Below are 23,348 nucleotides of genomic sequence, written 5' to 3'. Positions count from 1 at the left end.
AATCAGCTCAGGCAGCAGCGGCCGGAGCGACGGCAGCCTTCTTGGCCACGTCCACCAGACGAGCGACGGACGGCGACAGCTGTGCGCCCACGCCCACCCAGTACGCCACGCGGTCTTGAGCGACGCGCAGGGATTCGGCATTGCCCGAAGCCACGGGGTTGTAGAAGCCCACGCGCTCGATGAAGCGGCCGTCACGGCGGTTGCGGCTGTCGGTCACAACCAGGTTGTAGAACGGACGCTTCTTGGAGCCGCCGCGGGAGAGTCGAATCACGACCATGATCAATCCTTCAGTGTTTTCTAGCGTTCCACCGCACCAGGGAGACACACAGGGGCAAGCAGATCAAAGGGTAGAGTGGCGATGTGCGGCGCGCGTGTTGGGCGCATGGTTCCGCACAAAGACTCTGACGTGGCACTGTAGATACGCTGTCAGCCGCCCTCAACATCCAAGTTCCTCAGGGCTTTCACCCCAGAACTTCAGCCAAGAACTCACACCTGTCAGCCAGCGCCAAAACCGGGCATTATAAACTCGGGTTTGACGCTTTGTCCTCCTCCCCCAATGACCACATCCCCAAGCAGTACCGCTCCCCTCGTGATTCGTCCCAGCATGGAGGGTGACATCCCTGCCATCCAGCAGATCTACGAGCATGCGGTGCTCCATGGCACCGGCACCTTCGAGACCGACGTGCCCGACCGTGCCGAGATGGCGCGCCGGCGCACCGAAGTCCTCAGCCGCAGCCTGCCCTACCTGGTGGCCGAGCGGGACGGCCAGGTGCTGGGCTATGCCTATGCCAACTATTTCCGCCCCCGGCTGGCCTACCGCTATTTCGTCGAAGACTCGATCTACCTGTCCCCGCAGGCCCAGGGCCAGGGCATCGGCCGGCTGCTGCTGGCCGAGCTGGTGGCCCGCTGCGAGGCCGCCGGTGCCCGCCAGATGATTGCGGTGATCGGCGATTCCCAGAACCTGGGCTCCATCGGTGTGCACCGCACTTTGGGCTTCGAGCAGAACGGACTGCTGAAGTCGGCAGGCTGGAAGTTCGGCCGCTGGCTGGATGTGGTGCTGATGCAGCGCCAGCTGGGCCAGGGCGACACCAGCAGCCCGATCGCCACGCCGGCCGCCGCGGCCACGCCTGCCGGGGCCACGGCACCCGCTGCAGCCGCTGCATCGGCGGCCCCCTCCGCACCGTCAGCGCCCGCCGCTGACACCGCCCCCGCCGCATGAGCACCGTGGCCGGTCCTTCGCAGGAGCGGTCCTATCGCTCCAAGACGGTGGCGACCTGGCTGAGCTTTGCGCTCGGCAGCTTCGGTCTCCACCGCTTCTACCTCTACGGCCTGCAGGACCGCTGGGCCTGGGCCCATCCGCTCCCGACTTTGCTGGGCCTGTATGGCGTGCACCGCATGGACACACTCGGCCAGGACGACCATCTGGCCTGGCTGCTGATTCCGCTGCTGGGCCTGATGCTGGCCCAGAGCATGCTGGCGGGCATTCTTCACGGCCTGACGCCGGATGAGCGCTGGAACGAGCGCCACAACCCCGGCCTGCCGCCCCAGCGCACCGGTTGGGGGCCGGTGCTGGGCGTGGTGGCCTGCCTCATGGTGGGCGGCGCCTGCCTGATGGCGACGCTGGCCTTCTCGGCGCAGCGCTACTTTGAATCCCAGGTGGAAGCGGCGCAGGAACTGAGCCAGTAGCCTGAGCCAGTAGCCTGAGCGAGTAGCCCCATGACAAAGGCCCTGAGCCCCCGCTGAATCCAGCGGCCGGCATCAGGGCCTTTTTGTTGGTGCGGGGCGCTGCGCTCGAGATCGCCGCAGCGCCTACGCGACCTCAGAACAGCGTGAAACTCAGCCAGTAGAAGACACCACCGATGAAGGCCGACGCCGGGATGGTGAAGATCCAGGCCCAGACGATGTTGCCGGCCACGCCCCAGCGCACCGAAGACGCCCGCTGCGTGGAGCCCACCCCGACGATGGCGCCGGTGATGGTGTGGGTGGTGGAGACCGGAATGCCCAGGCCATTGGCCAGGAACAGGGTGATCGCCCCGCCCGTTTCGGCGCAGAAGCCGCCGACCGGCTTGAGCTTGGTGATCTTCTGACCCATGGTCCGCACGATCCGCCAGCCGCCGAACATCGTGCCCAGGCCGATGGCCAGGTAACACGCGCCGATCACCCAGGTGGGCGGCGAATGGTCGGTGCCGGAGGCATAACCGGAGGCGATCAGCAGCATCCAGATCAGACCGATGGTCTTCTGCGCATCATTGCCGCCATGCCCCAGGCTGTACAGGCCCGCGGACACCAGCTGCAGCCGCCGGAACCAGTTGTCCACCCGCAGCGGCGAGCTGCGCCGGAAGAGCCACGCCACGATCACCATCAGCAGCGAGCCCAGCACAAAGCCCAGCAGCGGCGACACGAAGATGAACAGCACCGTCTTGCCAATGCCGCTCATGACCAGGCCGTTGGTGCCGGCCTTGGCGATGGCCGCGCCCACCAGCCCGCCGATCAGCGCGTGGGACGAGCTCGACGGAATGCCATACAGCCAGGTAATGACGTTCCAGGAGATCGCCCCGATCAGCGCACCGAAGATCACATGGTGATCCACGATGCCCGGCGCAATGCTGCCCTTGCCGATGGTGGCCGCCACCTTCAGTTCGAAGAAGGCCACTGCCACCACGTTGAAGAAGGCGGCGAACAGCACCGCCTGCTGCGGCTTGAGCACCCCGGTGGACACGACGGTGGCGATGGAGTTCGCCGCATCGTGAAAGCCGTTCATGAAGTCGAACAGCAAGGCCAGCACCACGAGCATGGCCACGACCCAGAAGGCCACCTGCATCGTTCCCATCAGCCGACCCCGGATTACGAGTTCTCGAGGACGATGCCCTCGATCAGGTTGGCCACGTCTTCACAACGGTCGGAGATCGATTCCAGCTGCTCGTAGATCGCCTTGAGCTTGATCAGTTCGCGCACGTCCGGCTGCTCACGGAACAGCTTGGACATGGCGGCGCGCATGACGCGGTCCGCATCCGATTCCAGCTTGTCGATCTCTTCGCAGGTCTTGATGGCGGCTTCTGCCGTCAGCGACTCGCTCAGCTTGGGCAGCAGCGACACCGCATGCTGCACCCGCTCGCAGCACTTGGCGGACAGGTCGCCCAGGCGCAGCACCTCTTCCGGGATGGAGCGCACGTCGTAGAGCTGCATGGTCTCGGAGGAGTCCTGCAGCAGGTCCAGGATGTCGTCCATCGCATTGATCAGGCCGTGGATCTGCTCCCGGTCGATCGGCGTGATGAAGGTGCGATGCAGCAGGCGGTTCACCTCGGCGGTGATCCGGTCGGCATGGTGCTCGGCCTTGTCGACTTCAGCGGCGTATTTTTCACGCAGCGTGAGGTCGTTGTAGTTCTGGATCATCAGCATGAAGGCGCGGGCGCCCTCCACGATCTGGGCACCGTGCTGATTGAAGAGCTCGAAAAAATTGCCCTCACGGGGCAGTAACTTGCCGAAAAACATGGGTTCTCGTCACAAAAATTTCATCGCCGCGTCATACGGCAAGCCCGCAAGTGTAGCCGGGCCCACCGGATTGGGGATGGGGGCCCGCTGCCAGGCAGGCCGATCAGCAGGGAACACGCGCCGTTTTTTCCGCGATGTCCACGGGGTTCTGTGGGGCTTTGGCGCCGCGGGGAATGTGGGCTGACGCCAGGGAAATCCAGGGCCGGCGCGTCATGGCCGGGGCATACCGGAGGGGGCCCGAACGGGCTACGACGGCCACCAGAGGCCGCCTCAATCAGTCAGCGTTTGTGGGCAGGACCCAACGGTTCCCAAGTCAAGGGTTCGAGCGTTCGGGTCAGGGCCTGGTCCTGGACAGCCGCTTCATACTTGCTGAGCGGGCCCAGGCCCGGCACCACCAAGGTCGGCGCCAGCTCCAGCAGCGGCAGCACCACGAACGCCCGCTCATGCAGGCGGGGATGGGGCACCGTCAGGCGTTCCGTGCGGATCTGCTGGTCGTTGTAGAGCAGCAGGTCCAGGTCCAGTGTGCGAGGGGCATTCACATAGGGACGCTCACGCCCGTGGCGCTGCTCGATGGCCTGCAGGGCGTCCAGCAGGGGCAGCGGCGCCAGCGTGGTGTCGATGGCGGCCACTGCATTCAGATAGTCGGGCCCTTCGCAGCCCACGGGCGCACTGTGCCAGGCGCTGGAGACGGCCCGGAGCCGGATGCCGGGCCAGGCCGCCAGTTCGGCCAGGGCGGCCTCCAGGGTCGCTCGCAGGGCCCCGAGGTTGGCGCCCAGGGCGATGAAGGCGCTCGCAGAGGAAACGTCAGGCGTCACGAGGCGGCCCTTCGCTGGAGGGCCCCGTACGAGGCCCAGGGCTCACAGTCAGCGCTGCGGTTCATGGCTGCAAGCGCAGGGCTTCAGCCCTCTCCGCCAGCACTGCCCGCGCCGCCCGCTTCACCGCCGGCACTCCCGCCCGCAGCCTTGGGCTTGCGACGGCGGCGACGCTTGCGCGCCGGATTCGCGCGCGTGCTGTCCCCTTCGGCGCCGAAGTCGGCAGCGGGGTCGCGGTCGTCCAGGTCGTCGTCATCGCGATCGGCATCGCCTTGCCCGCGAGAATCGGCGGCTGCCCCACGGCCGGCTCCACCGGCGGAGCGAGCTGCCGGTTCCCCGGCCGCATCACTCACGGCGCCGCGCGCCACCTGGTGCACCCGGCCGCCGCCTTGCTTGCCGCGGCTCTTGGGCGAGGTCTGGCGCTGCGATTCACGCGCCTGGTCCAGCAAGGCACGACGTTCGTCCTCGTTGCCCAGCGCAAAGTCTTCCCACCAGTCGGCCAGCGTGGCGTCGATCTCGCCCGCCTCGGCCCGCAGGGCCAGGAAGTCGAAGCCAGCGCGGTAGCGCGGCTGCTCGATCAGGCGGTGCGGACCGCTGCCGGTGCGGCGCTCGAAGCGCGGCTGCATCATCCAGATCTCGCGCATGTCCGCCGCCAGCTTGCCGCGACCGGAGATGTCGCCCACGCGGGCATCAAACACCAGGTCGATGGCCTGCTGCAGCGCCGGCACCGGACCTTCGCCGCCCGCGATCAGGCGGGTCCAGCGCTGCTGCACCTCGCCCCACAGCATGCAGGCCAGCATGAAGCTGGGGGCCACCGAGCGGCCTTCAGCCACCCGCTTGTCGGTGTCTTCCAGGGCCAGGCGGACAAAGCGGCCATGCACGTTGTCCGGCAACGCGCCGTTGTCGTCCAGCACCGCGTCCAGGATGGGGAAGATGCCCCGCGCCAGACCCTGCTTGCGCAGCTCCTCCAGACTGGCCAGGGCGTGGCCGGTCTGCAGCAACTTGATCATTTCATCGAACATCCGCGAAAGCGGCACATTGGCCAGCAAGGCGGACATCGACTGGATGGGCGCACGGGTCTTGGGCTCGATGGTGAAGCCCAGCTTGGCGGCAAAGCGCACGGCACGCAGGATGCGGACCGGGTCTTCGCGGTAGCGCGTCTCCGGGTCGCCGATCATGCGCAGGATCTTCTTGCGGCTGTCGGCCAGGCCCCCGTGGTAGTCGACCACCAGCTGGCGCTGCGGGTCGTAATACATGGCGTTGACGGTGAAGTCGCGACGGGCCGCATCTTCCACCTGCGGGCCCCAGACGTTGTCCCGCAGCACCCGGCCGCTGGCGTCCACCACATGGGACTTGCCGGCCAGTGCGTCCTTGGACGTCTTTTCGTTGCCCTGCACCTGCTCGGCGTCGTCCTGCGTCAGCAGCGCGCGGAAGGTGGAGACCTCGATCACCTCATGCTCGCGGCCCCGACCGAACACCACGTGCACGATGCGGAAGCGGCGGCCGATGATGAAGGCCCGGCGGAACTGGTTCTTGACCTCTTCCGGGGTGGCATCGGTGGCCACGTCGAAGTCCTTGGGGCGACGGCCCAGCAGCAGGTCGCGCACGGCGCCGCCGACGATGTAGGCCTCGAAGCCCGCGTCGGTCAGGCCCTTGACGACCTTCACCCCCCGTTCATCCAGCAGGTCGGGGTCGATGCGGTGTTCTTCCGCGGTGATCTCGACGCGTTTGCCCAGCGGCGTCGCCTTCGAGGCGCTGCCCTCAGGCTTGCCCAGCAACTTGTTGATCAGTTTTTTAATCATTCGAACAACTTCAGTATTGGCCAGCCGCGCTCGCGCGCCAGCGTGTCCAGCGCCGCGCTGGGATTGGTGGCCACCGGATGGCTGACCTGCTCCAGCAACGGCAGGTCATTCATCGAGTCGCTGTAGAAATGCACACGCTCGAAGTCCTCCCAGCGCCGGCCCTGCTGCTCCAGCCACTGGCGCACCCGCACCACCTTGCCGCCCTGGAAGGACGGCACCCCGTCGATGCGGCCGGTGTAGCGGCCCTGCGAGTCCCGCTCCAGCCGGACCGCAATCAGATGGTCGATGCCGAAGACCTTGGGGATCAGTTCGGTGACGAATTCATTGGTGGCCGTGACCACCACCACCAGATCCCCGGCGTCCAGGTGCCGCTGCACCAGTGCGCGCGCATTGTCGCGCAACATCGGGGCGATCACCCGATCCATGAAAGCGGCCCGGGCGGCCAGGGCTTCCTCCAGCGGGCGGGCCCGCCACACCGAGGTGGCGAAGTCGATGTACTCGTCCAGCTTGAGCGTGCCGTTTTGGTACTGCTCATAGAACTGGTCGTTGCGCGCCGACCAGGCCTGGCCGTCCGCCCAGCCGATCTCCACCATGTAGGCGCCAAAAGCATGGTCCGAGTCCTGGGGAATCAGGGTGCCGTCCAGGTCGAACAGGGTCAGGTCCACGATGCGAGTTCCTTGGCAGGGGTGAGGGAATCAATGGGCATGCTGGGCGCCCTGGTCGGCCAGCATCTGGCGCAGCAGGGGCACGGTGACGGCCCGTTTGCTGGCCATGGCGAATTCGTCCAGGCCGTCCAGCAGGGTCATGAGGTGTTTGAGGTCCCGGGCGAAGCGGGTGAGCAGGTAGTCCATGACGTCGTCGCTCAGCACAAGGCCGCGGCGGTCGGCGTCGCGGCGCAGCACTGCCCGGATGTCGGACTCGGACAGCGGCTGCAGGGCAAAGGTCGGGCCCCAGGCCAGACGGGTCCGCAGGTCTTCCCGCAGGGCCAGGTCCACCGGCGGCTCGGTGCCGGTGGCCACCACGGCCAGGCCCATGGTCGCAGCCTCCACGAACAGGGCGAAGGCGGCATGCTGCTGGCCGGCATCAAAACGCTGGCAATCGTCCATCAGCAGCAGGCTGGGGTGGGCCGGCAGTTCCCAGGGCAGCGGGGTGTCGGCGTCGTACCAGCCGACCTGCGCGCCGGCGGCCTGCCAGCGCTGGGCCAGGGCCCGCAGCACATGCGTCTTGCCCGAGCCCGGCGGGCCCCAGAGGAAGACGGGCGGCGCGCCCGTGCCCAGCGTGAGCACGTGCGTCAGGGCCGCCACGTTCGCTCCGGGCAGCAGATTGTCAAAGGTGTAGTCGGGCTCGGGGCCCAGCGACAGCGGAATTTGCTTCAAACGACTCAAGCCTTGGAAGGGGGGCGCGGGCCAGGGAGGGCCTGACGTGCCGGGCGGCTGTCAGAGCCTGCGCCGGGCGGCGGTCATTGCCTGCCCCGCCCGTCCGGACTGGGCCCCGGTGGTGCCCACGGACAGCAAGGCGGATTCTAAAGGTTCAGTGCAGGGTGGCCGGACCGTCCCGGTCGCGGATCTGCGCCAGGCACTGTGCCAGCTCCGCCTTTTCCGCCTGATCGTCCGGCAGCAGGGCCACCAGCCGCTGCTGGATGGCCAGCAGGCGCGGCAGGTCGCCCTGCTCCATGTGGATCTGCTTGAGGTTACGCAGCATGCGGGCCAGGATCTGGCGCGGGGAGGCGGTGCCGAGGAACGCGTCCAGAGACATTGGTTCCCCCGGTGCCAGGCCCGCCCGCTCCCGCCAGGGGCTGAGAAATTCGTCCAGTTCGCTGCGCCCGAGGGACCGGCCGCTGAACGGGTCCAGCACCACTTCCCCCTGCGGCAGGCGCAGCTTCATCAGGAAATGGCCGGGGAAGCTCACCCCCTTGACCCGCAGGCCGACATGCGCGGCCAACTCCATATAGATGATGGCCAGGGTGATGGGAATGCCGCGCCGGGTCTGCAGCACCTCGTGCAGGTAGCTGTTGCCGATGGCGTAGTAGTCGTTCACGTTGCCCGCAAAGCCCAGCTCGCCATGGAAATACTGGTTGAGCATGCGCAGGCGGTGGCTGGGCGCTGCGTCGGACGGCAGCCGGCGCCGCAGGCGTTCGCCCAGGCGGTCGAGTTCAGCCATCACCTGCTGAACGTCCAGATGCGGCACGTCCACCAGCGCGATGGCCGTTGCCGCCTCCGCCAGGTTCAGCCCCTCGTCATCGGCCACCAGGGTGGCGAAATAGTCGAGTGCCGACGGCACTGCCCAATCCAACGGCAAATTCATAGGCTGGAGTCTACGCCCTGCGCGAGGATCGCACGGGCAGGGCGGACCCAACGCTTGTCCTCAGGGAGAAGGAATTGGCGCGACGCGCGATCAGGTCCGCTTGATGAAGTGGCGCACCTGGATGCCCGACAGCATCAGGAGTGCGAAATACAGCACGGCCGAGCCCGCCAGGCTCACGGCCATCCAGCCGGCGCGCACCAGTTCATGCTGCCCCAGCGCCACCCAGTCGAAGTGATGGGCCAGCCACCACTGCAGCGCGCCCATGGCGGCGCTGGCCAGCACCACCCGCAAGGCAAACCAGAACCAGCCCGGCGCCGGCTTGTAGCTGCCCAGCTTGCGCAGCCCCACCAGCAGCAGGCCCGCATTGACCACCGCCCCCAGGCCAATCGACAGCGACAGCCCGGCCACGCCGATGCCCAGCCAGAAGACAAAGACGCCGTTCAGAATCTGCGTCAGCACCAGCACCAGGATGGCCACGCGCACGGGTGTGCGGGTGTCGAGCCGTGCGTAGTAGCCCGGCGCCAGGATCTTCACCCCCACCAGCCCCATCAGGCCGACGCCATACCCCATCACCGCCTGGGCCGTGTGGTGCACGTCCGCCGCCTGGAAGGCGCCGCGCTGATAAAGCACCGCCACCAGCGGTTCGGCAAACACCAGCAGCGCCACCGCGCAGGGCAGCGCCAGCAGCAGCACCAGCCGCAGCCCCCAGTCCAGCAGATCCGAATATTGCTGGCCGTCCCCCTTGGCCTGCGCAGCGGAGAGCTGCGGGGTCAGCACGACGCCGAGGGCCACGCCCAGCAGCGCGATCGGGAATTCCATCAGGCGGTCGGCATAGGTCAGCCAGGACGCGGCGCCCTCCCCCACCGAGATCGCGATCTGGGTATTGATGACCAGCGACACCTGCGCCACCGCCACCCCCACCAGCGCCGGGGCCATCTGCCGCCCGACCTGCCGCACGCCGGGATGGGCGAGCGCGGCACGCAGCCCGGACCAGCGCCAGGAGATCCGCGGCATCAGATGGACACGCTTGAGCGCCGGCATCTGCACGGCCAGTTGCAGCACGCCGCCCAGCATCACGCCGATGGCCAGTGAATAGATAGGGCGGTAGCCCCAGCTCGCCAGCAGCGGGGACAAGCCGTACCCGGCGGCGATGGAAGACAGGTTGAACAGCACCGGCGTCACCGCCGGCACGACAAACCGCTTCCAGGTATTGAGGATGCCCGCAGACAGCGCCACCAGCGACATGCAGCCGATGTAGGGAAACATCCAGCGTGTCATGGTGACGGCCGCTTCGTGGGCCGAGTCGTTGAGGCTGGCGCCCAGGGCCAGCACCAGCAGCGGCGCCGCCGCCACTCCCACCACGCAGATGACGATCTGCACCCACACCAGCACGGTGGACACGGCGTCGATCAGGCCATGGGTGGCTTCGTCACCGTCGCGCGCGCGGGCGGCGGCCAGGGCCGGCACGAAGGCCTGCGAGAATGCGCCTTCGGCAAACAGCCGGCGGAACATGTTGGGAATACGGAACGCCACCTGATAGGCATCAGTCAGGGCGTTGGCGCCGAACAGCGCCGCAATCATCTGTTCGCGGACCAGGCCGGTGATGCGCGACATCAAGGTGAACACCGAAACCACCGAAGCAGTACGCAACAGATTCATGAGCGGTCGAGCGGGCCGGTGCAGGCACGTGTTGCCGGGGTGCGGGGAAGGCCCGTCCGGGTCGTGCAGCCCCGGCGTCAAGAATGGGGACGGCGCATTATCAGGCGATGGTTGCGCACCCTGGTTTGATTTTCACTGCCGCACTGCTATACTCTTTGTCTTTGCACCATCTGGACACCCAAGACAATGGCAAGCTCTTCCAAAGCCAAGAAGAAAACCGTGCGTCTGGCCTCTGGCCGTAAGCGCGCACGTCAAGACGTCAAGCTGAACGCCGCCAACTCGGCGCTGCGTTCGAAGTTCCGCACGGTCATCAAGAACGTGCAAAAGGCGATCGTCACTGGCGACAAGGCCAAGGCCGCCGACCTCTTCAAGATTGCCCAGCCCGTGATCGACTCCGTGGCTGACAAGGGCATCTTCCACAAGAACAAGGCAGCTCGTCATAAGAGCCGCCTGTCCGCCAAGATCAAGGCGCTGGCCGCCTGATAGCGACTTCCAGCTCTGGTGCAAATAAAAGCCCGCTCCGGCGGGCTTTTTCATTGGGGCTATCCATGGAACACCGCCATGGTCATCGTTCCATCGGCTCCACACTGTGGGGCCGTTTTCGTTTCTGGCTTCGCGTGGCGAGGTGCGCCTCATCGCCGCATGGCCGCATAGCCCCTCATGCCCGCAGCGGCATCGGTGCACTGCCCACCACTTCACGGGCATGCAGCCAATCCACCACATTGCGCGCCACCCAGTCGCCATCGTCCAGCGGCAGGTCGTGCCCGGCCCGCGCATGCAGACGCAGCGGCGCTCCCCAGGCCCGGCTGATGGCTTGTGAACAGCGCCAGTCCACCAGTTCGTCCCCCTGGCTGCACAGCAGCAGCATCGGCGGATACGGCCGGTTGTAGCTCGCCCGGTAACGCACCGCGGCCAGCAGCTGACGCAGGGCATTGCGCCGCCGCACCGGATGCTTGCGCTGCAAACCGACCCAATGGTCCAGCACCTGATCGGGCTGCCGCTGCAGGCGGGTGGTCATGGCCAGCACCCTCGCCTCCCGTTGCCTCAGGCTCAGCCGGAACAGGCTTAGCACCAGCAGCGACCAGTAGTTGCCTGGCCGCAAGCGCCTGAAAAAGGCGCTGAACGGACGCAGGCTGGTGTTGATCAGCACCACCGATTCCAGTTCCTTGGGATACCGCGACGCCCAGTCGCTGGCGACCATCGCCCCCAGGGACATCGCCAGCACATGGCAGGGCATCTGCACGCCCCGGCGCCGGAGCTCGATGCGGCAGGCCTCCACCATCTCCGAGACATGGGTGGGACTGTCCTGCCCGCACAGCTGGCCATTGCCCGGCAGGTCCAGCAGTTCCAGGCGCACGTCCGGTTGCTGCGCTCGCAATGCGCGCAGCAGACGCGCCGGAAAGTCGCCCCAATGGCCACTCTCGCGCGTCAAGCCTCTCAGCAATACCCAGGTCGTTTCACTCATGCCCGGTTCCGTCGGTACCAGCGAATCAGGGCCTGCTCGCCATGATCCCAGCGCGATTCCGGGCCCGGCAGCCACCGGGACGCGCTCTGTGTGGCGCGCATCATGAAGTCCATCCAGGCCATGTGTCTCCGCAGCACCCGCTGTTGTCTGTGTTCGATCAGCGGATTGAACATTCCGAGCCGGGAGAGTAGCTGCCTCGGATTTTTCTTCACCCACAGCCATGACCCCATTTCGAGCGTCAAAGGGAGGAAGATCCCCCGATCCAGGGTGACCGATTCGTCGTACAGGTGGTCCCAGAGGTCGCCGTGAGCCAGGTAGTGCTGGCTCTGCGGCTCCAGCACATAGGGATGCGGCGACAAGCCCTGGTCCAGCACCTCGCACAGCGCATGGACCTCCGCCAGGTGACGCATCGGGCGACGGCTGCGGGCATACGGAAACCAGATCCGGTCATGCAGACCGAAGCCGGAATGGCAGTCGATGCTGAGCGCAAACGGGCGGCCCAGCAGTTCCTCCCGCATCAGGCGGCACAGGGCTTCGCTTTCCGGTTGCAGCGGGGCGCCGGCTGGTCCGCGGTACCAGGGCGCCCAGGACCCCAGACGATGCCCGCCCACCAGCCAGGGGACGGCGCGGTCGGCGTCCTGCGGGCCGTTGCGCATCAGGTCCACGCCAGCGGGATTGGACCGCCGGCCCATGAGGATGCCGCCGGGATTGACCAGCGGCAGGAAGACCAGCCTCACCGATTCCAGCTGCTGATGCAGGCTCACATCCCAGCGCAGCCGGCGCACCAGGCTGCCGAGATAGGCCAGCGCCACCTGCGCACCGATGCGCTCCAGGCCATGCACGCCGCCGATGACCGCCAGGGCGGGGACGGAGGGGTCCGGATTCCCCAGCGTGACCGCCAGCACCGGCAGCTCCACGCCGCCTGCATTCACCTGCGCGAGTTCCCGGCAATGAAGCAAGGCGCCGCCCCGCTCCACAAGGCGAAGCAGTTCGTGCAGTTCTGGAAGTGCGGGAGCGGCGTGGACCGCCGCCTCGGGGAGGACCACGGCCATGGTGGAGGATTTCCGACGAAACCCGCAACACTAGGCGCAAATGGGAGGGAAAGCGATGGCCCGAAAGGATCAATCGGGCGGGAGCGCGCGATGACGCAGCGGCTCAACGCGGGGGATCAACGCGGCGCTGGCCCACCCGCAGGCGGATCCGGCAACAGGCAGGCATCGACCACCTGCAGCTTGTTGTCCCGGGCGAAATTCATGACGAAGTCCCAGGCCATGGGTTCCACGGCCTTGAGTGCTTCGCTGACGATGACGCACTTCACCCCGTTGATGACGCGCGGCACGCAGTAAGGCGAATACCCGATGTGCGCATCCCGCCCAGTGCGGACACCGCCAGGCCGAAAGCACGACATGGCACCTGCCAGACGCTCAGCCCAGTCGCTCGGTCGAAAGGTGCGGCCATCCGTGGTGATTCCCTGGATGAACACTTCTCGCGGCTTGGGCTGCTCAGTCATGCGTCACTCGATGATTCCGATTCCGCGCCGCAGGGCGCCGGGCAAAACCGTTATTGTGCCTCGGATGTGTTGCGTCGCAGCACTAGAGGGGCTCTGTGCGCCCGGATCTGCCGTGTGCAATGCCACGCCGCCCACGCGGCGGACCCATTTTTCAAACTCGACCCTTAGAATCAATCGCTCCTTCCGAGGAGCTTTTTTCATTGCCCCGCCCGCGGTTGCCGCCGGTCCGCAATGCCCTCTCACCGTTTCCCAACCCTGTCTCTGGAGACTTGATGAACGCCCAGGAGTCCACGTTCGCCGCCCCGACCGAACCCCATGTCATGCAAACCTATGGCCGTCTGCCCATCGCGCTGTCGCATGGCGAAGGCTGCCAGGTGTGGGATACGGCCGGCCGACGATACCTGGACGCGTTGTCAGGGATCGCCGTCAACACGCTGGGGCACAACCACCCCCGGCTGGTGGCGGCCTTGCGGGACCAGGTCGGCAAGCTGATTCACACCAGCAACTACTACCACGTCCCGCTGCAGGAGCAGCTGGCGGCCAAGCTCTGCGAGCTGTCCGGCCTGACCAACGCCTTCTTCTGCAACTCCGGCCTGGAAGCCAATGAAGCGGCGATAAAGATCGCCCGCAAGTTCGGCCACGATCGGGGCAACACCAATCCCGCCATCGTTGTCTTCGAGAAGGCCTTCCATGGCCGCTCGCTGGCCACGCTGTCGGCCACTGGCAATCCGAAGGTGCAGGCCGGTTTTGGTCCGCTGGTGCCCGGCTTCGTGCGCGTGCCGCTGAACAACCTGCCTGCCCTGGAAGAGGCGCTGGCCCAGAACCCCAACATCACCGCCATTTTCCTGGAAACCATCCAGGGCGAAGGCGGCATCAACCCCGCCCACATGCAGTTCCTCAAGGACCTGCGCCGCCTGTGCGACCAGCACGACCTGCTGCTGATGCTGGACGAGGTGCAGTGCGGCATCGGCCGCACCGGCAAGTGGTTCGCGCATCAATGGGCCGGCATCCAGCCGGACGTGATGCCGCTGGCCAAGGGTCTGGGCTCGGGCGTGCCCATCGGGTCGGTGGTCTGCGGACCGCGCGCGGCCAAGGTGCTGGGCCCGGGCAACCACGGCACCACCTTCGGCGGCAACCCGCTGGCGATGCGCGCCGGTGTGGAAACGCTGGCCATCATGGAAGCGGACGGCCTGCTGGACAACGCCACGCAGCGCGGCGGCGAGCTGAAGGCGGCGCTGGAAGCGGGCCTGGCCGGCGTGCCGGGCTTCGTGGAAGTGCGCGGCTACGGCCTGATGATCGGTGTTCAGCTGGACCGCCCTTGCGGCGCCCTGCTCACCCAGGCGGTTGAAGAAGCCCAGCTGCTGATCAGCGTCACCGCCGACTCCGTCGTGCGCCTGCTGCCGGCGCTGATCCTCACCCGTGAGGAAGCGACCGACATCGCGAACCGCCTGGTGCCGCTGATCAAGCGCTTCCTCGCGGCCCCCGCGCCATGAAGCCGGGAGACAGTCTGATGCGTCACTACCTGCAGTTCAAGGACCTGCGTGCGGAGGAGTACGCCTACCTGTTCGAGCGGGCGTCCATCATCAAGCGACGCTTCAAGAACTACGAGAAGTACCAGCCGCTGACCGACCGCACGCTGGCGATGATCTTCGAGAAAGCCAGCACCCGCACCCGGGTGAGCTTCGAGGCCGGCATGTACCAGATGGGCGGCTCGGTGGTGCACCTCACCACCGGGGACAGCCAGCTCGGCCGCGCCGAGCCGATCGAGGACAGCGCCCGCGTCATCAGCCGCATGGTCGACCTGGTGATGATCCGCACCTTCGAGCAGACCAAGATCGAGCGTTTCGCGGCCCATTCGCGGGTGCCGGTCATCAACGGCCTGACCAACGAATATCACCCCTGCCAGATCCTGGCCGACCTGTTCACCTTCATCGAACAGCGCGGCATGGACCGACGCGGCGCCATCGACATGGACTGCCTCAAGGGCCGTGTCGTGGCCTGGGTGGGGGACGGCAACAACATGGCCAACACCTGGCTGCAGGCGGCGGAGATCCTCGGCTTCACCGTGCATGTGAGCACCCCCAGCGGCTATGAGATCGATCCGGCCGTGGCCGGCATCAAGAACCGGGACTGCTACAAGGTCTTCAAGGACCCCAAGCAGGCCTGCGCCGGTGCCGACCTGGTCACCACCGATGTCTGGACCAGCATGGGCTACGAGGCCGAGAACGAAGCGCGTCGCGCCGCTTTCGCCGACTGGTGCGTCGATGCCGACATGATGTCGCGTGCCAAGCCGGACGCGCTGTTCATGCACTGCTTGCCCGCTCACCGCGGGGAGGAAGTGGCGGCGGATGTGATCGACGGCCCGCAGTCGGTGGTCTGGGATGAGGCGGAGAACCGCATGCATGTCCAGAAGGCGCTGATGGAGTATTTGCTCCTGGGCCGGATTGGCTGAAGGCTGAAAGTCCGGCTGGAGGTCCGGGCTGGAGGTCCGGACTGAAAGCTGGGCTCAAAGGCCTACTTCGTGGCGCTGGTCGCCGACGCCGGCAGTGCGGCGGCCGGTACCAGCGCCCTCATCCCCTCTTCATAGGTGCCCGGCGGATAGTGCCGCTGCATCGCTTTCCAGACCAGGCCACTGCGCACGGCCTTGTCCAGGGCCTCGGCCATGAGTTCCCGGTCGTTGGGAGCGAGCCGGGGCGACAGGTAGATGCCACTTTCCCCCCAGCCCAGGTCGCTCAAGGGCTCATAACGAAGGCGGTCCAGCAGGGCCCGCGTCCGGTTGTCCTGATGCAAGGTGCCAGTGAAGATGGCAGGCACCATCAGCGTGACGTCCGCCAGACCCCGCTCCATCGCGCGGGCCACGGCGCCGGCGTCCGCTTCCATCACCAGACGCTGCTGCTCTTTCAGGCGCGGAATCAGCTGCTGGTAGGCCTCTCCGTAGTCAAAACCCCGCACCAGCGCCACCCGCAGGTCCCGCCGCTCCAGCAACTCCTGAAGATTGGCGACGGCGGGACGGTCCGAGTTCAGTGAGATCAACACCGGACGGGCCTTCACAAGCGGCACGAACTGCCCTCGTGCATCGCGGGCGGGCGTGCGGGACGCCGGCATCAGCAGGTCGGCCTGACCGCTGATGAACATGGCCTCCAGCCGCGCGCGGGGCACGATCGAGAATTCAAACCGGCAGCCGGTCTCGGTTTCGATGCGGCGCAGAACGTCTGGATAGACACCACTCACGGCACCGCCAGACGTGACCACACTCAAACCGATGGGCGCCACAGGCACCCGGATCACCCGGGAGCAGGCAGCCTGGGCGGTCACGGCCAGACCCAGCAAGGCCGCGGCCACCAGGCCCGTTCGCGCGCCTGGGCAGCGCCCGCGGCGCCGGCGGACCTGCTTCGCAGCGTGTTCACCACCGTCACGCGACGATGCGGCCCGGTCCATCGCCGCCCTGCTCCGTGCGCCAAAAATCCGGACCCAGCGCATCACCCTGACTGCCTCTGCTTGCATGTTGTTCGTGTCCCGTTGCGGCACTGCACCGCTGTCGCCCCGGGTGTCTCCCCCGATGTTGCCTGCGAGCGTAACAAACAGACGGCGCTCCGGTCACCTCCAAGCGCGGGGCTGTGGCGGCGGCCCGGCATGCGACTTGCCGCCGCTCAGCCCATCGTCAGCCAGCCGTGGCATGCTTGGGACTCCATGAAGATTGCATTGATTTCAGACCTGCACGCCAATCGCGAAGCCTTCAGCGCCGTGCTCGCCCATGCCCGCAGCCAGGGGGTGGAAGGCTTTGCCCTGCTGGGCGACTACGTGGGCTATGGCAGCGACCCGGGCTGGGTGGTGGACCAGGTCCTGGCGCTGAAGGCGCAAGGCGCTGTGGCGGTGGCCGGCAACCATGACCTGGCGGTGGCCCGCGGGCCCAACCCGACCATGCATGAGGACGCGCGCAACGCCATTGAATGGACGCGCAACCAGCTCACGCCCGACCAGTTGCGCTTCCTGGGCGACCTGCCGCTGCACGAGGTGCGGGAGGACTGCCTGTTCGTCCACGCCAATGCCTTCGACCCGGCGGGCTTTGCCTATGTCCAGGGCCGGCTGGAAGCGATGCGCAGCCTGCATGCCACCGAATGCCGCTACACCTTCTGCGGCCACATGCATGAGCCGATGCTCTACCACCTCTCCGGCACCGGCAAGGCGGGCGACTTCCGGCCGCAGCCCGGCATTCCGATTCCGCTGCTGCCCAATCGCCAGTGGCTGGTGATTCCCGGCGCCTGCGGCCAGCCGCGCGACGGCAACCCGGCCGCCTGTTATGCCCTCTTCGATCACGACAGCGGCGACCTCAGCTTCCAGCGTGTGCCGTACGACGTGGAAGCGGCGGTTGCCGCCATCCGCGGTGCCAAGGGCCTGCCGCCGGCCCTGGCGGAACGACTGGCCCAGCGACTGGTGCTGGGGCGCTAAGCTCGCGGCGTTTGCGCCAAGGACCCTCTTCCCTCGATGACCGAAACGCCGGCCCCCATCCCCTACCCCTTGCAGCCCGGTCAGGTGCTGGACGGTTTTGTGCTGGAAGAGCGCCTGCATCAGGGCGGCATGGCCAACCTCTGGAAGGTGCGCCGCGAGACACCGGTGCCCGGCGAGGACTTCCCGCTCATCATGAAGGTGCCCCGCATCAAGGGCGGGGAAGATCCGGCCAGCATCGTCGGCTTCGAGGTGGAGCAGATGATCCTGCCCGCGCTCAAGGGCCCGCACGTCCCCCGCTTCGTGGCGCGCGGCGACTGGCGCCGCCAGGCCTACATCGTGATGGAGCACATCCAGGCGGACAGCCTGCGCCCGCTGCTGGACCGCGCCCCGCTGCCGCTGGTGGAGGTCGTGGAGATCGGCATCCAGGTGGCGCATGCGCTGACCGACCTGCATCACCAGCATTTGGTTCATCTGGACATCAAGCCCAGCAACATCCTGCGGCGCGCGGACGGATCGGTGGTGCTGGTGGACTTTGGGCTGTCCCGGCACGACTTCCTGCCGGACCTGCTGGAGGAAGAGTTTTCGCTGCCGATGGGGACCGGCCCGTACATGTCGCCCGAGCAGGTGCAGTTCGTGCGCAACGACCCACGCAGCGACCTGTTTGCGCTGGGCGTGATGCTCTACCACCTGGCCACCGGCGAGCGTCCCTTCGGGCAGCCGACGTCCGTGCGCCAATTGCGGCGGCGGCTATATGTGGAGCCGATTCCTCCACGGGCCATCCGCCCGGAGCTGCCGCCGTGGTTCCAGGAGGTGGTGCTGCACTGCCTGGAAGTGCGGGCCGAACGCCGCTACCAGAGTGCGACGCAGTTGGCCCTGGACCTGCAAAGGCCCGATGCCGTGCCGCTGACCGCGCGCGCCCACAAGGTGGAGCGCAGCGGCATGGTGAGGCGCTTCAAGCGATGGTTCCTGGCGTTGGGCGCGGAGCCGCACGCGCCGGCCTCGGTCGGTGCGCAGGTGGCACGCAGCCCGGTGATCATGGCGGCGGTGGATGTGCAGGGCGCCAGCGAAGGACTGCTGGAGGCGCTGCGCGACGTGGTGCAGCGGCTGCTGCTGACCGAGCCCGGTGCGCGGCTGGCCTGCGTAGGCGTGATGAAGACGGCCCGCATCGGCATGGACGAACTCACCGATGCACAAGGACGCAGCCATCATGTGCAGCAGTTGATCGCGCTGAAGAACTGGGCCCATCCGATGACTCACGACCTGGCGCTGGAAGACGGACGCCTGACCTTCCATGTGCTGGAGGCCCCGGATGCGGCGGACGCGTTGATCGAATTCGCGGCGAGGACCGGCGTGGACCATGTGGTGATGGGCGCGCGCGGCAGCTCCACGCTGCGGCGATATCTGGGCAGCGTCTCGACGCAGGTGGTGACGCAGTGCACCTGCACCGTCACCGTGGTGCGGGAGCCGCCGCTGCCAGAGCCGACCGTCAGCCCGGCTGCGACCTGAGCGCCCTACACTGCCGGCATGTCCTTCACCGCTACCGACAATCCTTGCACGCACTGCGGCGCCTGTTGCGCGAGTTTTCGCGTCGACTTCTCGCGTCAGGAACTGCTGAGCGAAGGGGGCACGGTTCCGGATGGACTGACGGTCTCCCTCACCGACCACCTCTGCCGCATGCGCGGCACCGACCACGCTGCACCGCGCTGTGCCGCGCTGCAGGGCCAGGTCGGCCAGAAGGCCAGCTGCGGCATCTATGAGTGGCGGCCGTCACCATGCCGGGAATTTGGTCTGCGCGCACCGCTCGGCCTGGGCGACGAAGCCTGCAATCGCGCACGGGCCCGGCATGGGCTGCCACCGCTCACGGCTTGAAGCTCGGCGACTGACTTGGCAGCAGCACAGCGCGACTTCGACCGCGCCGCCCTTGCTGTCCTCGCTTTGCCCTTTGTATCGCGCTGTACCCCGCTGTGCCGCTTTACCCGCTGTGCCTGCTGTCCGGGCTCTGCGTCGCCGTGTCGCTCAGTGCACCTTCGCGCGAAGGCTCTCCAGCTTGGCTGCATAGAGCTGCCGCTGGCGCACGCTGGTGCTCAGCGCTTCCGCCCGCGCCAAGGACGTGCGCACCTCCTCCCACCGCCCCAGCTTCGCATTGGCCAGAGCCAGCCAGAAGTGGAACTCGTGGTAGTAGGCTGAGCGGTCGATCTCCTTGAGGAAGTAGCGGCGCGCAGCAACAGCGTCGCCGTCTTGCATCGCCGCCACGCCCAGGTCGAAGAACTTGAAGGGCGGATAGGGCTCCAGCCTGGCCAACTGGTCTTCCAGGACCTTGGCCTCTGCGAAGCGGTCGGCATTGCGCAGCAACTGCGCGAGATTGGCCATCGACTGCAGATTGCCAGGTTCACGGCGCAGCACTTCGCGGAAGGCCTGCTCCGCAGGTCCCACGTCGCCATGCCGTCGGTACACCACCCCCAGCGTGTTCAGGGCCGCGGTCAATTGCGGCGCTTGCAGCCAGGCGGCGCGGGCCCACCAGTAGGCGCGGTCCAGCATGCCCTGCGCCATCCATTCGGCAGCACGGTTGTTCATGTACATGGCCACCACCGTGGCCTCATCCACCTCCATGGCGCGCTGGCGCCGGATCTGCGCACCCGGCACGAAGTCCACCACCAGAAGCGCCTCCTGGTCGCCCAGGATGCGGAAGTCGGTGGGACGGCGGCCCAGGCCGATGTTCACGTGGCCGGACACGACCTGCAGGTCTCCCACCCGACTCACCTGCTCTTCCTGATAGACATGCCGGAACAGCACCGGCACGCCCAGCTCGCGCGCGAAGGACGCCGTCATCAGCGTCAGCGAGAGGCAGTTGCCCATGCGGGCGTCGAAGGCTTCCGACGCGGTGCGGGTCATGTCGGCGTCGTATTCGAGCTTGAGTTCGCCCGGGGCACTGAGAGCTTCGACCAGCACCTCACGCGGCTCACGCCCCCGCAGACCACGGGTCAGGCGCTGCTGGATGAAGGCGCGCATGCCCTCGCTGGGGGCGAGGATGCGGTCGGCGCTGATGAGCTCGTGGTTGGGGGGGAAGAGCTCATCGTGCAGCAGTGCGGTCGGCGGCGGGGGCTGCTGCGTGGAGGGGGCGGCGCACGCGGACAGCAACAACGCCGTCAAACCCGCCGTTAACGCCGCCATCAAACCCGCCGTCAATGCGGACGTCAATCCGGCGGACCTGAGAGCCGCCCCCGCGTTCAAGACCTGCTTCAGGGACCGAGACAGCGGATGGACCATGGCACGCTCCGAAGCAGCCTCGGCAACGGGCTGCCAAGAGGGATGCTAGACCTATCGGCGTGTCCGCGCACCCCCGATCAATCCCGCGACGCCGGGCGCTCGGTCCGGCCATCGGCGTGTCTGGCGAACCGGTCCCCCACATTGCCATGGACCGGCGCCGGATCCGGCCACGGCCAACCGCCGAATTCGGTGCGGCGGTAGTCCTCGAAAGCCTGTCGCAACTCTTGCTCGGTGTTCATGACGAAGGGGCCGTACTGCGCCACCGGTTCGCCAATGGGACGGCCCTGCAGCATCAGCAGCTCGGCGGGCGCATCGCCATTGGTCAGCACGACATCGGCGCCCGCACGCACCTCGACGGAATGCCCGACAGTCAAGGGCTCTCCGGCCAGAGCCAGGCGGTTGCCGGCGAAGAAGTACAGCTTGCGTCGAGTGCCCTCGCCCACTGCGGCGGGGAGTGTCCATTGCGCGCCGGGCTCGAGCCGCAGGGTCCACATGGCCAGATCGGAATGAAGTCGAGAGGCCCAGGAATCCGGCGGCGGGGTGAGGGGACGGGCGGGGGGACGGGTGGATGAGCCCGCAGCGTGGACAGGCGCAGGGAGCGCACCGGCGATGACCACCACTTCGGTCGAGCGTCCTGCGTCGTCGGTGAAGGTGTGGCGCGGAATGTCCTCCGACCAGAACATCGTGAAATGCGGCTCCACCATCTTGCTGTCGGACGGCAGGTTCAGCCAGATCTGGAAGAGCTCCAAGGGGTTGGGCCGGTCGGTGTGCAGCAGCGGGAACATTTCCGCGTGGACGATGCCCTTGCCCGCCGTCAGCCACTGCACATCGCCGCCGCCGAAACGCGCGCCCGCGCCCAGGGAATCGGCGTGGTCGATGCGCCCTTGGCGCACGATGGTCACCGTCTCGAAGCCGCGGTGAGGGTGGGCCGGGAAACCAGGCACCTGCTGGCCGTGATACATGCTCCAGCCGTCCTTGCGCGAGAAGTCCGAGCCGATGTTGCGGCCCGCCAGCAGCGCAGCGTCCGGGCCGTGCGCGCCGTTGCCCTTGGGATAGGCGTCGTCGTGGTGGACGCAGAACAAGAAGGGGTCGATCGTTTCCCAAGGCATGCCTAAGGGCTGGACGGAGAGGACGGGCGATGTCGACGCCGCAGTGGAATCGGAGGTGGCAGATCTGTCGGATCTTTCGGAGATGTTGGTGGGCAGCGTGGTCATGGCGAGGGCCTGGTGGAGTCCTGACGATGGAGGGACCCTACCGCGAAACCGTGGGATGTGCTGGAAGGGGTCTACTGCGGTGTGCGAGGTTCATAGCGCCGAACGCCGCTAAGTCAAGCGACGTTTGCGGCATGGCTCGGCAGACCCCACTGAGATACAACGAACGCGGGAGCAGACGGCTCGGCCGCCCGCTGAACTCACCCCCTGCGCTGCACAGCCCCCACTGGCGGCCGGCGCACCACATTCGGAGACCCACCATGCACCAAGGCTCCTGCCATTGCGGCAACATCCGCCTGACGCTGCCGGACACGCCCACCGTGGCGACATCCTGCAATTGCTCCTTGTGCCGGCGCATCGGCGGCCCCTGGGTCTACTTCGAATTTGGTACCGTCAAGATCGAAGGCCATCCGGCGTCCACCACCGAATATGTGCAGGGCGACCGCACGATGCGAACCATCCGGTGCCAGACCTGCGGCTGCGTGACGCATTGGGAGCCGATCAATCCGGAGCCGGGGGCGAAGCAGGGGGTGCATCTGGGGAATTTCAGCCCGGAGCTGATCGCGTCGGTGCGGGTGCGTCGCTTTGATGGGGCGGATACGTGGACGTTTTTGGATGAGTAGCCGGGTCTGAGTCGTGTGGCGCGGCTGGTGCGTGGGTCGGATCCGCCGCAGGACCGCGCCCTATTCGTCGCAGGCGCGTGTCGATGAAGGCCGGTACATCGCGTCCGGGGACCACCACTCGTCAATCGCTCGGCAGGCTTCTTCCTGATGGGCGGATCCGTCGGTGAACGCGAGGAACTCGAGGAACTGCGTGATCGCCTCTTCCTGCCACTCGGTCAAGGTGGCGAGCCTGGACGGGTCTCGGTCCGGGGCGCAGAGGCTGCTGACAGTGGCTTCGCCCACCAGGGTGCCACGGGAAAAGTGGCGAATCGCGTAGTCCGCCAACTGCGGCAGGTAGTGGCGCCAGGAATCAGCGTCCAGGTGAGCAATGCCCCAGGGGTAGGTCTCGAGGTAGCCGTCAGTGACTGCGTCGATGATGGGGTCGAATGCATGCGGGACAGCGTGGTCATCGAGAGCATCGCCTGTGCGCAAGGTGATCGATGGGGGTTTGGCGATGTCTTCGCTGAAGGCGGCGCGGATCTTGTGGATGAGATCGCTCGCGGTCATTCGGGGCTGGATTTCTTGCATCGTGGAGGGAGAGCCTGTCAGGATTTTTCTGTGCGAGGCATAGCATGACGACCGCCCGCTATCGACCCAGAAGAGACATTTGCTGACCTAGCCTTGCCGCCGTATAGCTGTCAGCCGGTGTATTGCCACTCCGAAAGCTGAGGGGTCTGTCGAAATGCACCGCCGCCGTTCGTCGTATAAGGTCAAC

Annotated in this window: 24 protein-coding genes and 1 pseudogene; 9 read left to right on the top strand and 16 right to left on the bottom strand. The window is 67.0% G+C overall.

Features of this window, described 5'->3' with window-relative positions; all coding sequences use genetic code 11:
- Nucleotides 1–7: 7 nt before the first annotated feature.
- Nucleotides 8–277, bottom strand: a complete 270-nt coding sequence (gene rpsP, locus DES44_RS04110) for a 30S ribosomal protein S16 (RefSeq protein WP_058937532.1) — start codon at nt 275–277, stop codon at nt 8–10.
- Nucleotides 278–556: 279 nt separating this feature from the next.
- Here rpsP and DES44_RS04105 point away from each other — a divergent pair.
- Nucleotides 557–1,099 (top strand): annotated as a pseudogene (locus tag DES44_RS04105) (GNAT family N-acetyltransferase); the annotation flags it as partial.
- A gap of 116 nt (nt 1,100–1,215) precedes the next feature.
- The gene (locus tag DES44_RS04100) at nt 1,216–1,686 is read left to right on the top strand and encodes a TM2 domain-containing protein (protein WP_058936096.1); all 471 of its coding nucleotides are present in this window, start codon (nt 1,216–1,218) and stop codon (nt 1,684–1,686) included.
- A 133-nt stretch (nt 1,687–1,819) separates the two neighbouring features.
- Here the strand turns inward: DES44_RS04100 and DES44_RS04095 are convergent, their stop codons facing one another.
- The 8 genes from DES44_RS04095 to murJ form a co-directional block, all read right to left on the bottom strand.
- On the bottom strand, nt 1,820–2,830 hold the full coding sequence (locus DES44_RS04095; RefSeq protein ID WP_058936097.1) for an inorganic phosphate transporter: 1,011 nt from the start codon (nt 2,828–2,830) through the stop codon (nt 1,820–1,822).
- A gap of 14 nt (nt 2,831–2,844) precedes the next feature.
- On the bottom strand, nt 2,845–3,492 hold the full coding sequence (locus DES44_RS04090; RefSeq protein ID WP_058936098.1) for a DUF47 domain-containing protein: 648 nt from the start codon (nt 3,490–3,492) through the stop codon (nt 2,845–2,847).
- A gap of 278 nt (nt 3,493–3,770) precedes the next feature.
- Entirely contained in the window at nt 3,771–4,307 is a 537-nt protein-coding gene (gene folK, locus DES44_RS04085; RefSeq protein ID WP_058936099.1) for a 2-amino-4-hydroxy-6-hydroxymethyldihydropteridine diphosphokinase, read from the bottom strand.
- Nucleotides 4,308–4,390: 83 nt separating this feature from the next.
- Nucleotides 4,391–6,106, bottom strand: coding sequence for a polynucleotide adenylyltransferase PcnB (gene pcnB / locus DES44_RS04080; RefSeq protein ID WP_058936100.1), 1,716 nt, complete (start codon nt 6,104–6,106; stop codon nt 4,391–4,393).
- The gene (locus DES44_RS04075; RefSeq protein WP_058936101.1) at nt 6,103–6,771 is read right to left on the bottom strand and encodes a histidinol-phosphatase; all 669 of its coding nucleotides are present in this window, start codon (nt 6,769–6,771) and stop codon (nt 6,103–6,105) included. The genes pcnB and DES44_RS04075 overlap by 4 nt, the downstream gene beginning before the upstream one ends.
- Nucleotides 6,772–6,801: 30 nt before the next feature.
- Nucleotides 6,802–7,482: a DnaA regulatory inactivator Hda gene (hda, locus tag DES44_RS04070; protein WP_058936102.1), complete on the bottom strand. Its 681-nt coding sequence runs from the start codon at nt 7,480–7,482 to the stop codon at nt 6,802–6,804.
- Nucleotides 7,483–7,636: 154 nt separating this feature from the next.
- Entirely contained in the window at nt 7,637–8,410 is a 774-nt protein-coding gene (locus tag DES44_RS04065) for a SirB1 family protein (RefSeq protein ID WP_083525764.1), read from the bottom strand.
- Nucleotides 8,411–8,500: 90 nt separating this feature from the next.
- Nucleotides 8,501–10,069, bottom strand: a complete 1,569-nt coding sequence (gene murJ / locus DES44_RS04060) for a murein biosynthesis integral membrane protein MurJ (protein ID WP_058936104.1) — start codon at nt 10,067–10,069, stop codon at nt 8,501–8,503.
- Between the two features lie 186 nt (nt 10,070–10,255).
- On the opposite strand from murJ, the gene rpsT reads away from it, so the two are divergent.
- A complete protein-coding gene (rpsT, locus tag DES44_RS04055) occupies nt 10,256–10,552 on the top strand; it encodes a 30S ribosomal protein S20 (protein ID WP_058936105.1) in 297 nt (98 codons plus the stop codon).
- A 175-nt stretch (nt 10,553–10,727) separates the two neighbouring features.
- Here rpsT and DES44_RS04050 read toward each other — a convergent pair whose 3' ends face one another.
- From DES44_RS04050 to DES44_RS04040, 3 genes are all read right to left on the bottom strand, one after another.
- Nucleotides 10,728–11,534: an alpha/beta fold hydrolase gene (locus DES44_RS04050; protein WP_058936106.1), complete on the bottom strand. Its 807-nt coding sequence runs from the start codon at nt 11,532–11,534 to the stop codon at nt 10,728–10,730.
- On the bottom strand, nt 11,531–12,586 hold the full coding sequence (locus DES44_RS04045) for a M14 family zinc carboxypeptidase (RefSeq protein WP_058936107.1): 1,056 nt from the start codon (nt 12,584–12,586) through the stop codon (nt 11,531–11,533). Before DES44_RS04045 ends, DES44_RS04050 begins: the two co-directional genes overlap by 4 nt.
- 116 nt (nt 12,587–12,702) lie before the next feature.
- A complete protein-coding gene (locus DES44_RS04040) occupies nt 12,703–13,044 on the bottom strand; it encodes a DUF3579 domain-containing protein (RefSeq protein ID WP_058936108.1) in 342 nt (113 codons plus the stop codon).
- Between the two features lie 272 nt (nt 13,045–13,316).
- On the opposite strand from DES44_RS04040, the gene DES44_RS04035 reads away from it, so the two are divergent.
- Both DES44_RS04035 and argF read left to right on the top strand, forming a co-directional pair.
- The gene (locus DES44_RS04035) at nt 13,317–14,537 is read left to right on the top strand and encodes an aspartate aminotransferase family protein (RefSeq protein WP_058936109.1); all 1,221 of its coding nucleotides are present in this window, start codon (nt 13,317–13,319) and stop codon (nt 14,535–14,537) included.
- The gene (argF, locus tag DES44_RS04030; RefSeq protein ID WP_058936110.1) at nt 14,534–15,496 is read left to right on the top strand and encodes an ornithine carbamoyltransferase; all 963 of its coding nucleotides are present in this window, start codon (nt 14,534–14,536) and stop codon (nt 15,494–15,496) included. Before DES44_RS04035 ends, argF begins: the two co-directional genes overlap by 4 nt.
- A gap of 62 nt (nt 15,497–15,558) precedes the next feature.
- Here the strand turns inward: argF and DES44_RS04025 are convergent, their stop codons facing one another.
- Entirely contained in the window at nt 15,559–16,386 is an 828-nt protein-coding gene (locus tag DES44_RS04025; protein WP_232309816.1) for a substrate-binding periplasmic protein, read from the bottom strand.
- 348 nt (nt 16,387–16,734) lie between these two features.
- Here DES44_RS04025 and DES44_RS04020 point away from each other — a divergent pair, with 348 nt between their 5' ends.
- The 3 genes from DES44_RS04020 to DES44_RS04010 are packed head-to-tail and all read left to right on the top strand — an operon-like array spanning nt 16,735 to nt 19,362.
- Nucleotides 16,735–17,493 (top strand): metallophosphoesterase family protein, encoded by a 759-nt coding sequence (locus DES44_RS04020; RefSeq protein ID WP_058936111.1) that lies wholly within the window; start codon nt 16,735–16,737, stop codon nt 17,491–17,493.
- A gap of 36 nt (nt 17,494–17,529) precedes the next feature.
- A complete protein-coding gene (locus DES44_RS04015) occupies nt 17,530–18,999 on the top strand; it encodes a serine/threonine protein kinase (protein ID WP_058936112.1) in 1,470 nt (489 codons plus the stop codon).
- 18 nt (nt 19,000–19,017) lie between these two features.
- Complete coding sequence (locus DES44_RS04010) at nt 19,018–19,362, top strand: YkgJ family cysteine cluster protein (RefSeq protein ID WP_058936113.1); 345 nt, start codon at nt 19,018–19,020, stop codon at nt 19,360–19,362.
- A gap of 147 nt (nt 19,363–19,509) precedes the next feature.
- Here DES44_RS04010 and DES44_RS04005 read toward each other — a convergent pair whose 3' ends face one another.
- Nucleotides 19,510–20,691: a tetratricopeptide repeat protein gene (locus DES44_RS04005; protein ID WP_157592976.1), complete on the bottom strand. Its 1,182-nt coding sequence runs from the start codon at nt 20,689–20,691 to the stop codon at nt 19,510–19,512.
- A 146-nt stretch (nt 20,692–20,837) separates the two neighbouring features.
- Nucleotides 20,838–21,869 carry a pirin family protein gene (locus tag DES44_RS04000; RefSeq protein ID WP_232310052.1) on the bottom strand — a complete coding sequence of 344 codons (1,032 nt, stop codon included), beginning with the start codon at nt 21,867–21,869 and terminating at the stop codon, nt 20,838–20,840.
- Between the two features lie 362 nt (nt 21,870–22,231).
- Between DES44_RS04000 and DES44_RS03995 the strand changes: the two genes are divergently transcribed.
- A complete protein-coding gene (locus tag DES44_RS03995; protein ID WP_058936116.1) occupies nt 22,232–22,594 on the top strand; it encodes a GFA family protein in 363 nt (120 codons plus the stop codon).
- A 60-nt stretch (nt 22,595–22,654) separates the two neighbouring features.
- Here the strand turns inward: DES44_RS03995 and DES44_RS03990 are convergent, their stop codons facing one another.
- A complete protein-coding gene (locus DES44_RS03990) occupies nt 22,655–23,140 on the bottom strand; it encodes a DUF6714 family protein (protein ID WP_058936117.1) in 486 nt (161 codons plus the stop codon).
- Nucleotides 23,141–23,348: the final 208 nt, after the last annotated feature.

Origin of the sequence: Roseateles depolymerans, from assembly GCF_003387155.1 — a bacterium.
Taxonomy (GTDB): domain Bacteria; phylum Pseudomonadota; class Gammaproteobacteria; order Burkholderiales; family Burkholderiaceae_C; genus Roseateles; species Roseateles depolymerans.
The sequence above is the reverse complement of the archived record's forward strand: the minus strand, read 5'-3'. Positions and strand labels throughout refer to the sequence as shown.

Bases quoted from the DNA above. Each gene is read 5' to 3' on its own strand.
- rpsP (WP_058937532.1), bottom strand. From the start codon at position 277: ATGGTCGTGATTCGACTCTCCCGCGGCGGCTCCAAGAAGCGTCCGTTC.
- DES44_RS04100 (WP_058936096.1), top strand. From the start codon at position 1,216: ATGAGCACCGTGGCCGGTCCTTCGCAGGAGCGGTCCTATCGCTCCAAG.
- DES44_RS04095 (WP_058936097.1), bottom strand. From the start codon at position 2,830: ATGGGAACGATGCAGGTGGCCTTCTGGGTCGTGGCCATGCTCGTGGTG.
- DES44_RS04090 (WP_058936098.1), bottom strand. From the start codon at position 3,492: ATGTTTTTCGGCAAGTTACTGCCCCGTGAGGGCAATTTTTTCGAGCTC.
- pcnB (WP_058936100.1), bottom strand. From the start codon at position 6,106: ATGATTAAAAAACTGATCAACAAGTTGCTGGGCAAGCCTGAGGGCAGC.
- DES44_RS04065 (WP_083525764.1), bottom strand. From the start codon at position 8,410: ATGAATTTGCCGTTGGATTGGGCAGTGCCGTCGGCACTCGACTATTTC.
- murJ (WP_058936104.1), bottom strand. From the start codon at position 10,069: ATGAATCTGTTGCGTACTGCTTCGGTGGTTTCGGTGTTCACCTTGATG.
- rpsT (WP_058936105.1), top strand. From the start codon at position 10,256: ATGGCAAGCTCTTCCAAAGCCAAGAAGAAAACCGTGCGTCTGGCCTCT.
- DES44_RS04050 (WP_058936106.1), bottom strand. From the start codon at position 11,534: ATGAGTGAAACGACCTGGGTATTGCTGAGAGGCTTGACGCGCGAGAGT.
- DES44_RS04045 (WP_058936107.1), bottom strand. From the start codon at position 12,586: ATGGCCGTGGTCCTCCCCGAGGCGGCGGTCCACGCCGCTCCCGCACTT.
- DES44_RS04040 (WP_058936108.1), bottom strand. From the start codon at position 13,044: ATGACTGAGCAGCCCAAGCCGCGAGAAGTGTTCATCCAGGGAATCACC.
- DES44_RS04035 (WP_058936109.1), top strand. From the start codon at position 13,317: ATGAACGCCCAGGAGTCCACGTTCGCCGCCCCGACCGAACCCCATGTC.
- argF (WP_058936110.1), top strand. From the start codon at position 14,534: ATGAAGCCGGGAGACAGTCTGATGCGTCACTACCTGCAGTTCAAGGAC.
- DES44_RS04020 (WP_058936111.1), top strand. From the start codon at position 16,735: ATGAAGATTGCATTGATTTCAGACCTGCACGCCAATCGCGAAGCCTTC.
- DES44_RS04015 (WP_058936112.1), top strand. From the start codon at position 17,530: ATGACCGAAACGCCGGCCCCCATCCCCTACCCCTTGCAGCCCGGTCAG.
- DES44_RS04010 (WP_058936113.1), top strand. From the start codon at position 19,018: ATGTCCTTCACCGCTACCGACAATCCTTGCACGCACTGCGGCGCCTGT.
- DES44_RS04000 (WP_232310052.1), bottom strand. From the start codon at position 21,869: ATGCCTTGGGAAACGATCGACCCCTTCTTGTTCTGCGTCCACCACGAC.
- DES44_RS03995 (WP_058936116.1), top strand. From the start codon at position 22,232: ATGCACCAAGGCTCCTGCCATTGCGGCAACATCCGCCTGACGCTGCCG.
- DES44_RS03990 (WP_058936117.1), bottom strand. From the start codon at position 23,140: ATGACCGCGAGCGATCTCATCCACAAGATCCGCGCCGCCTTCAGCGAA.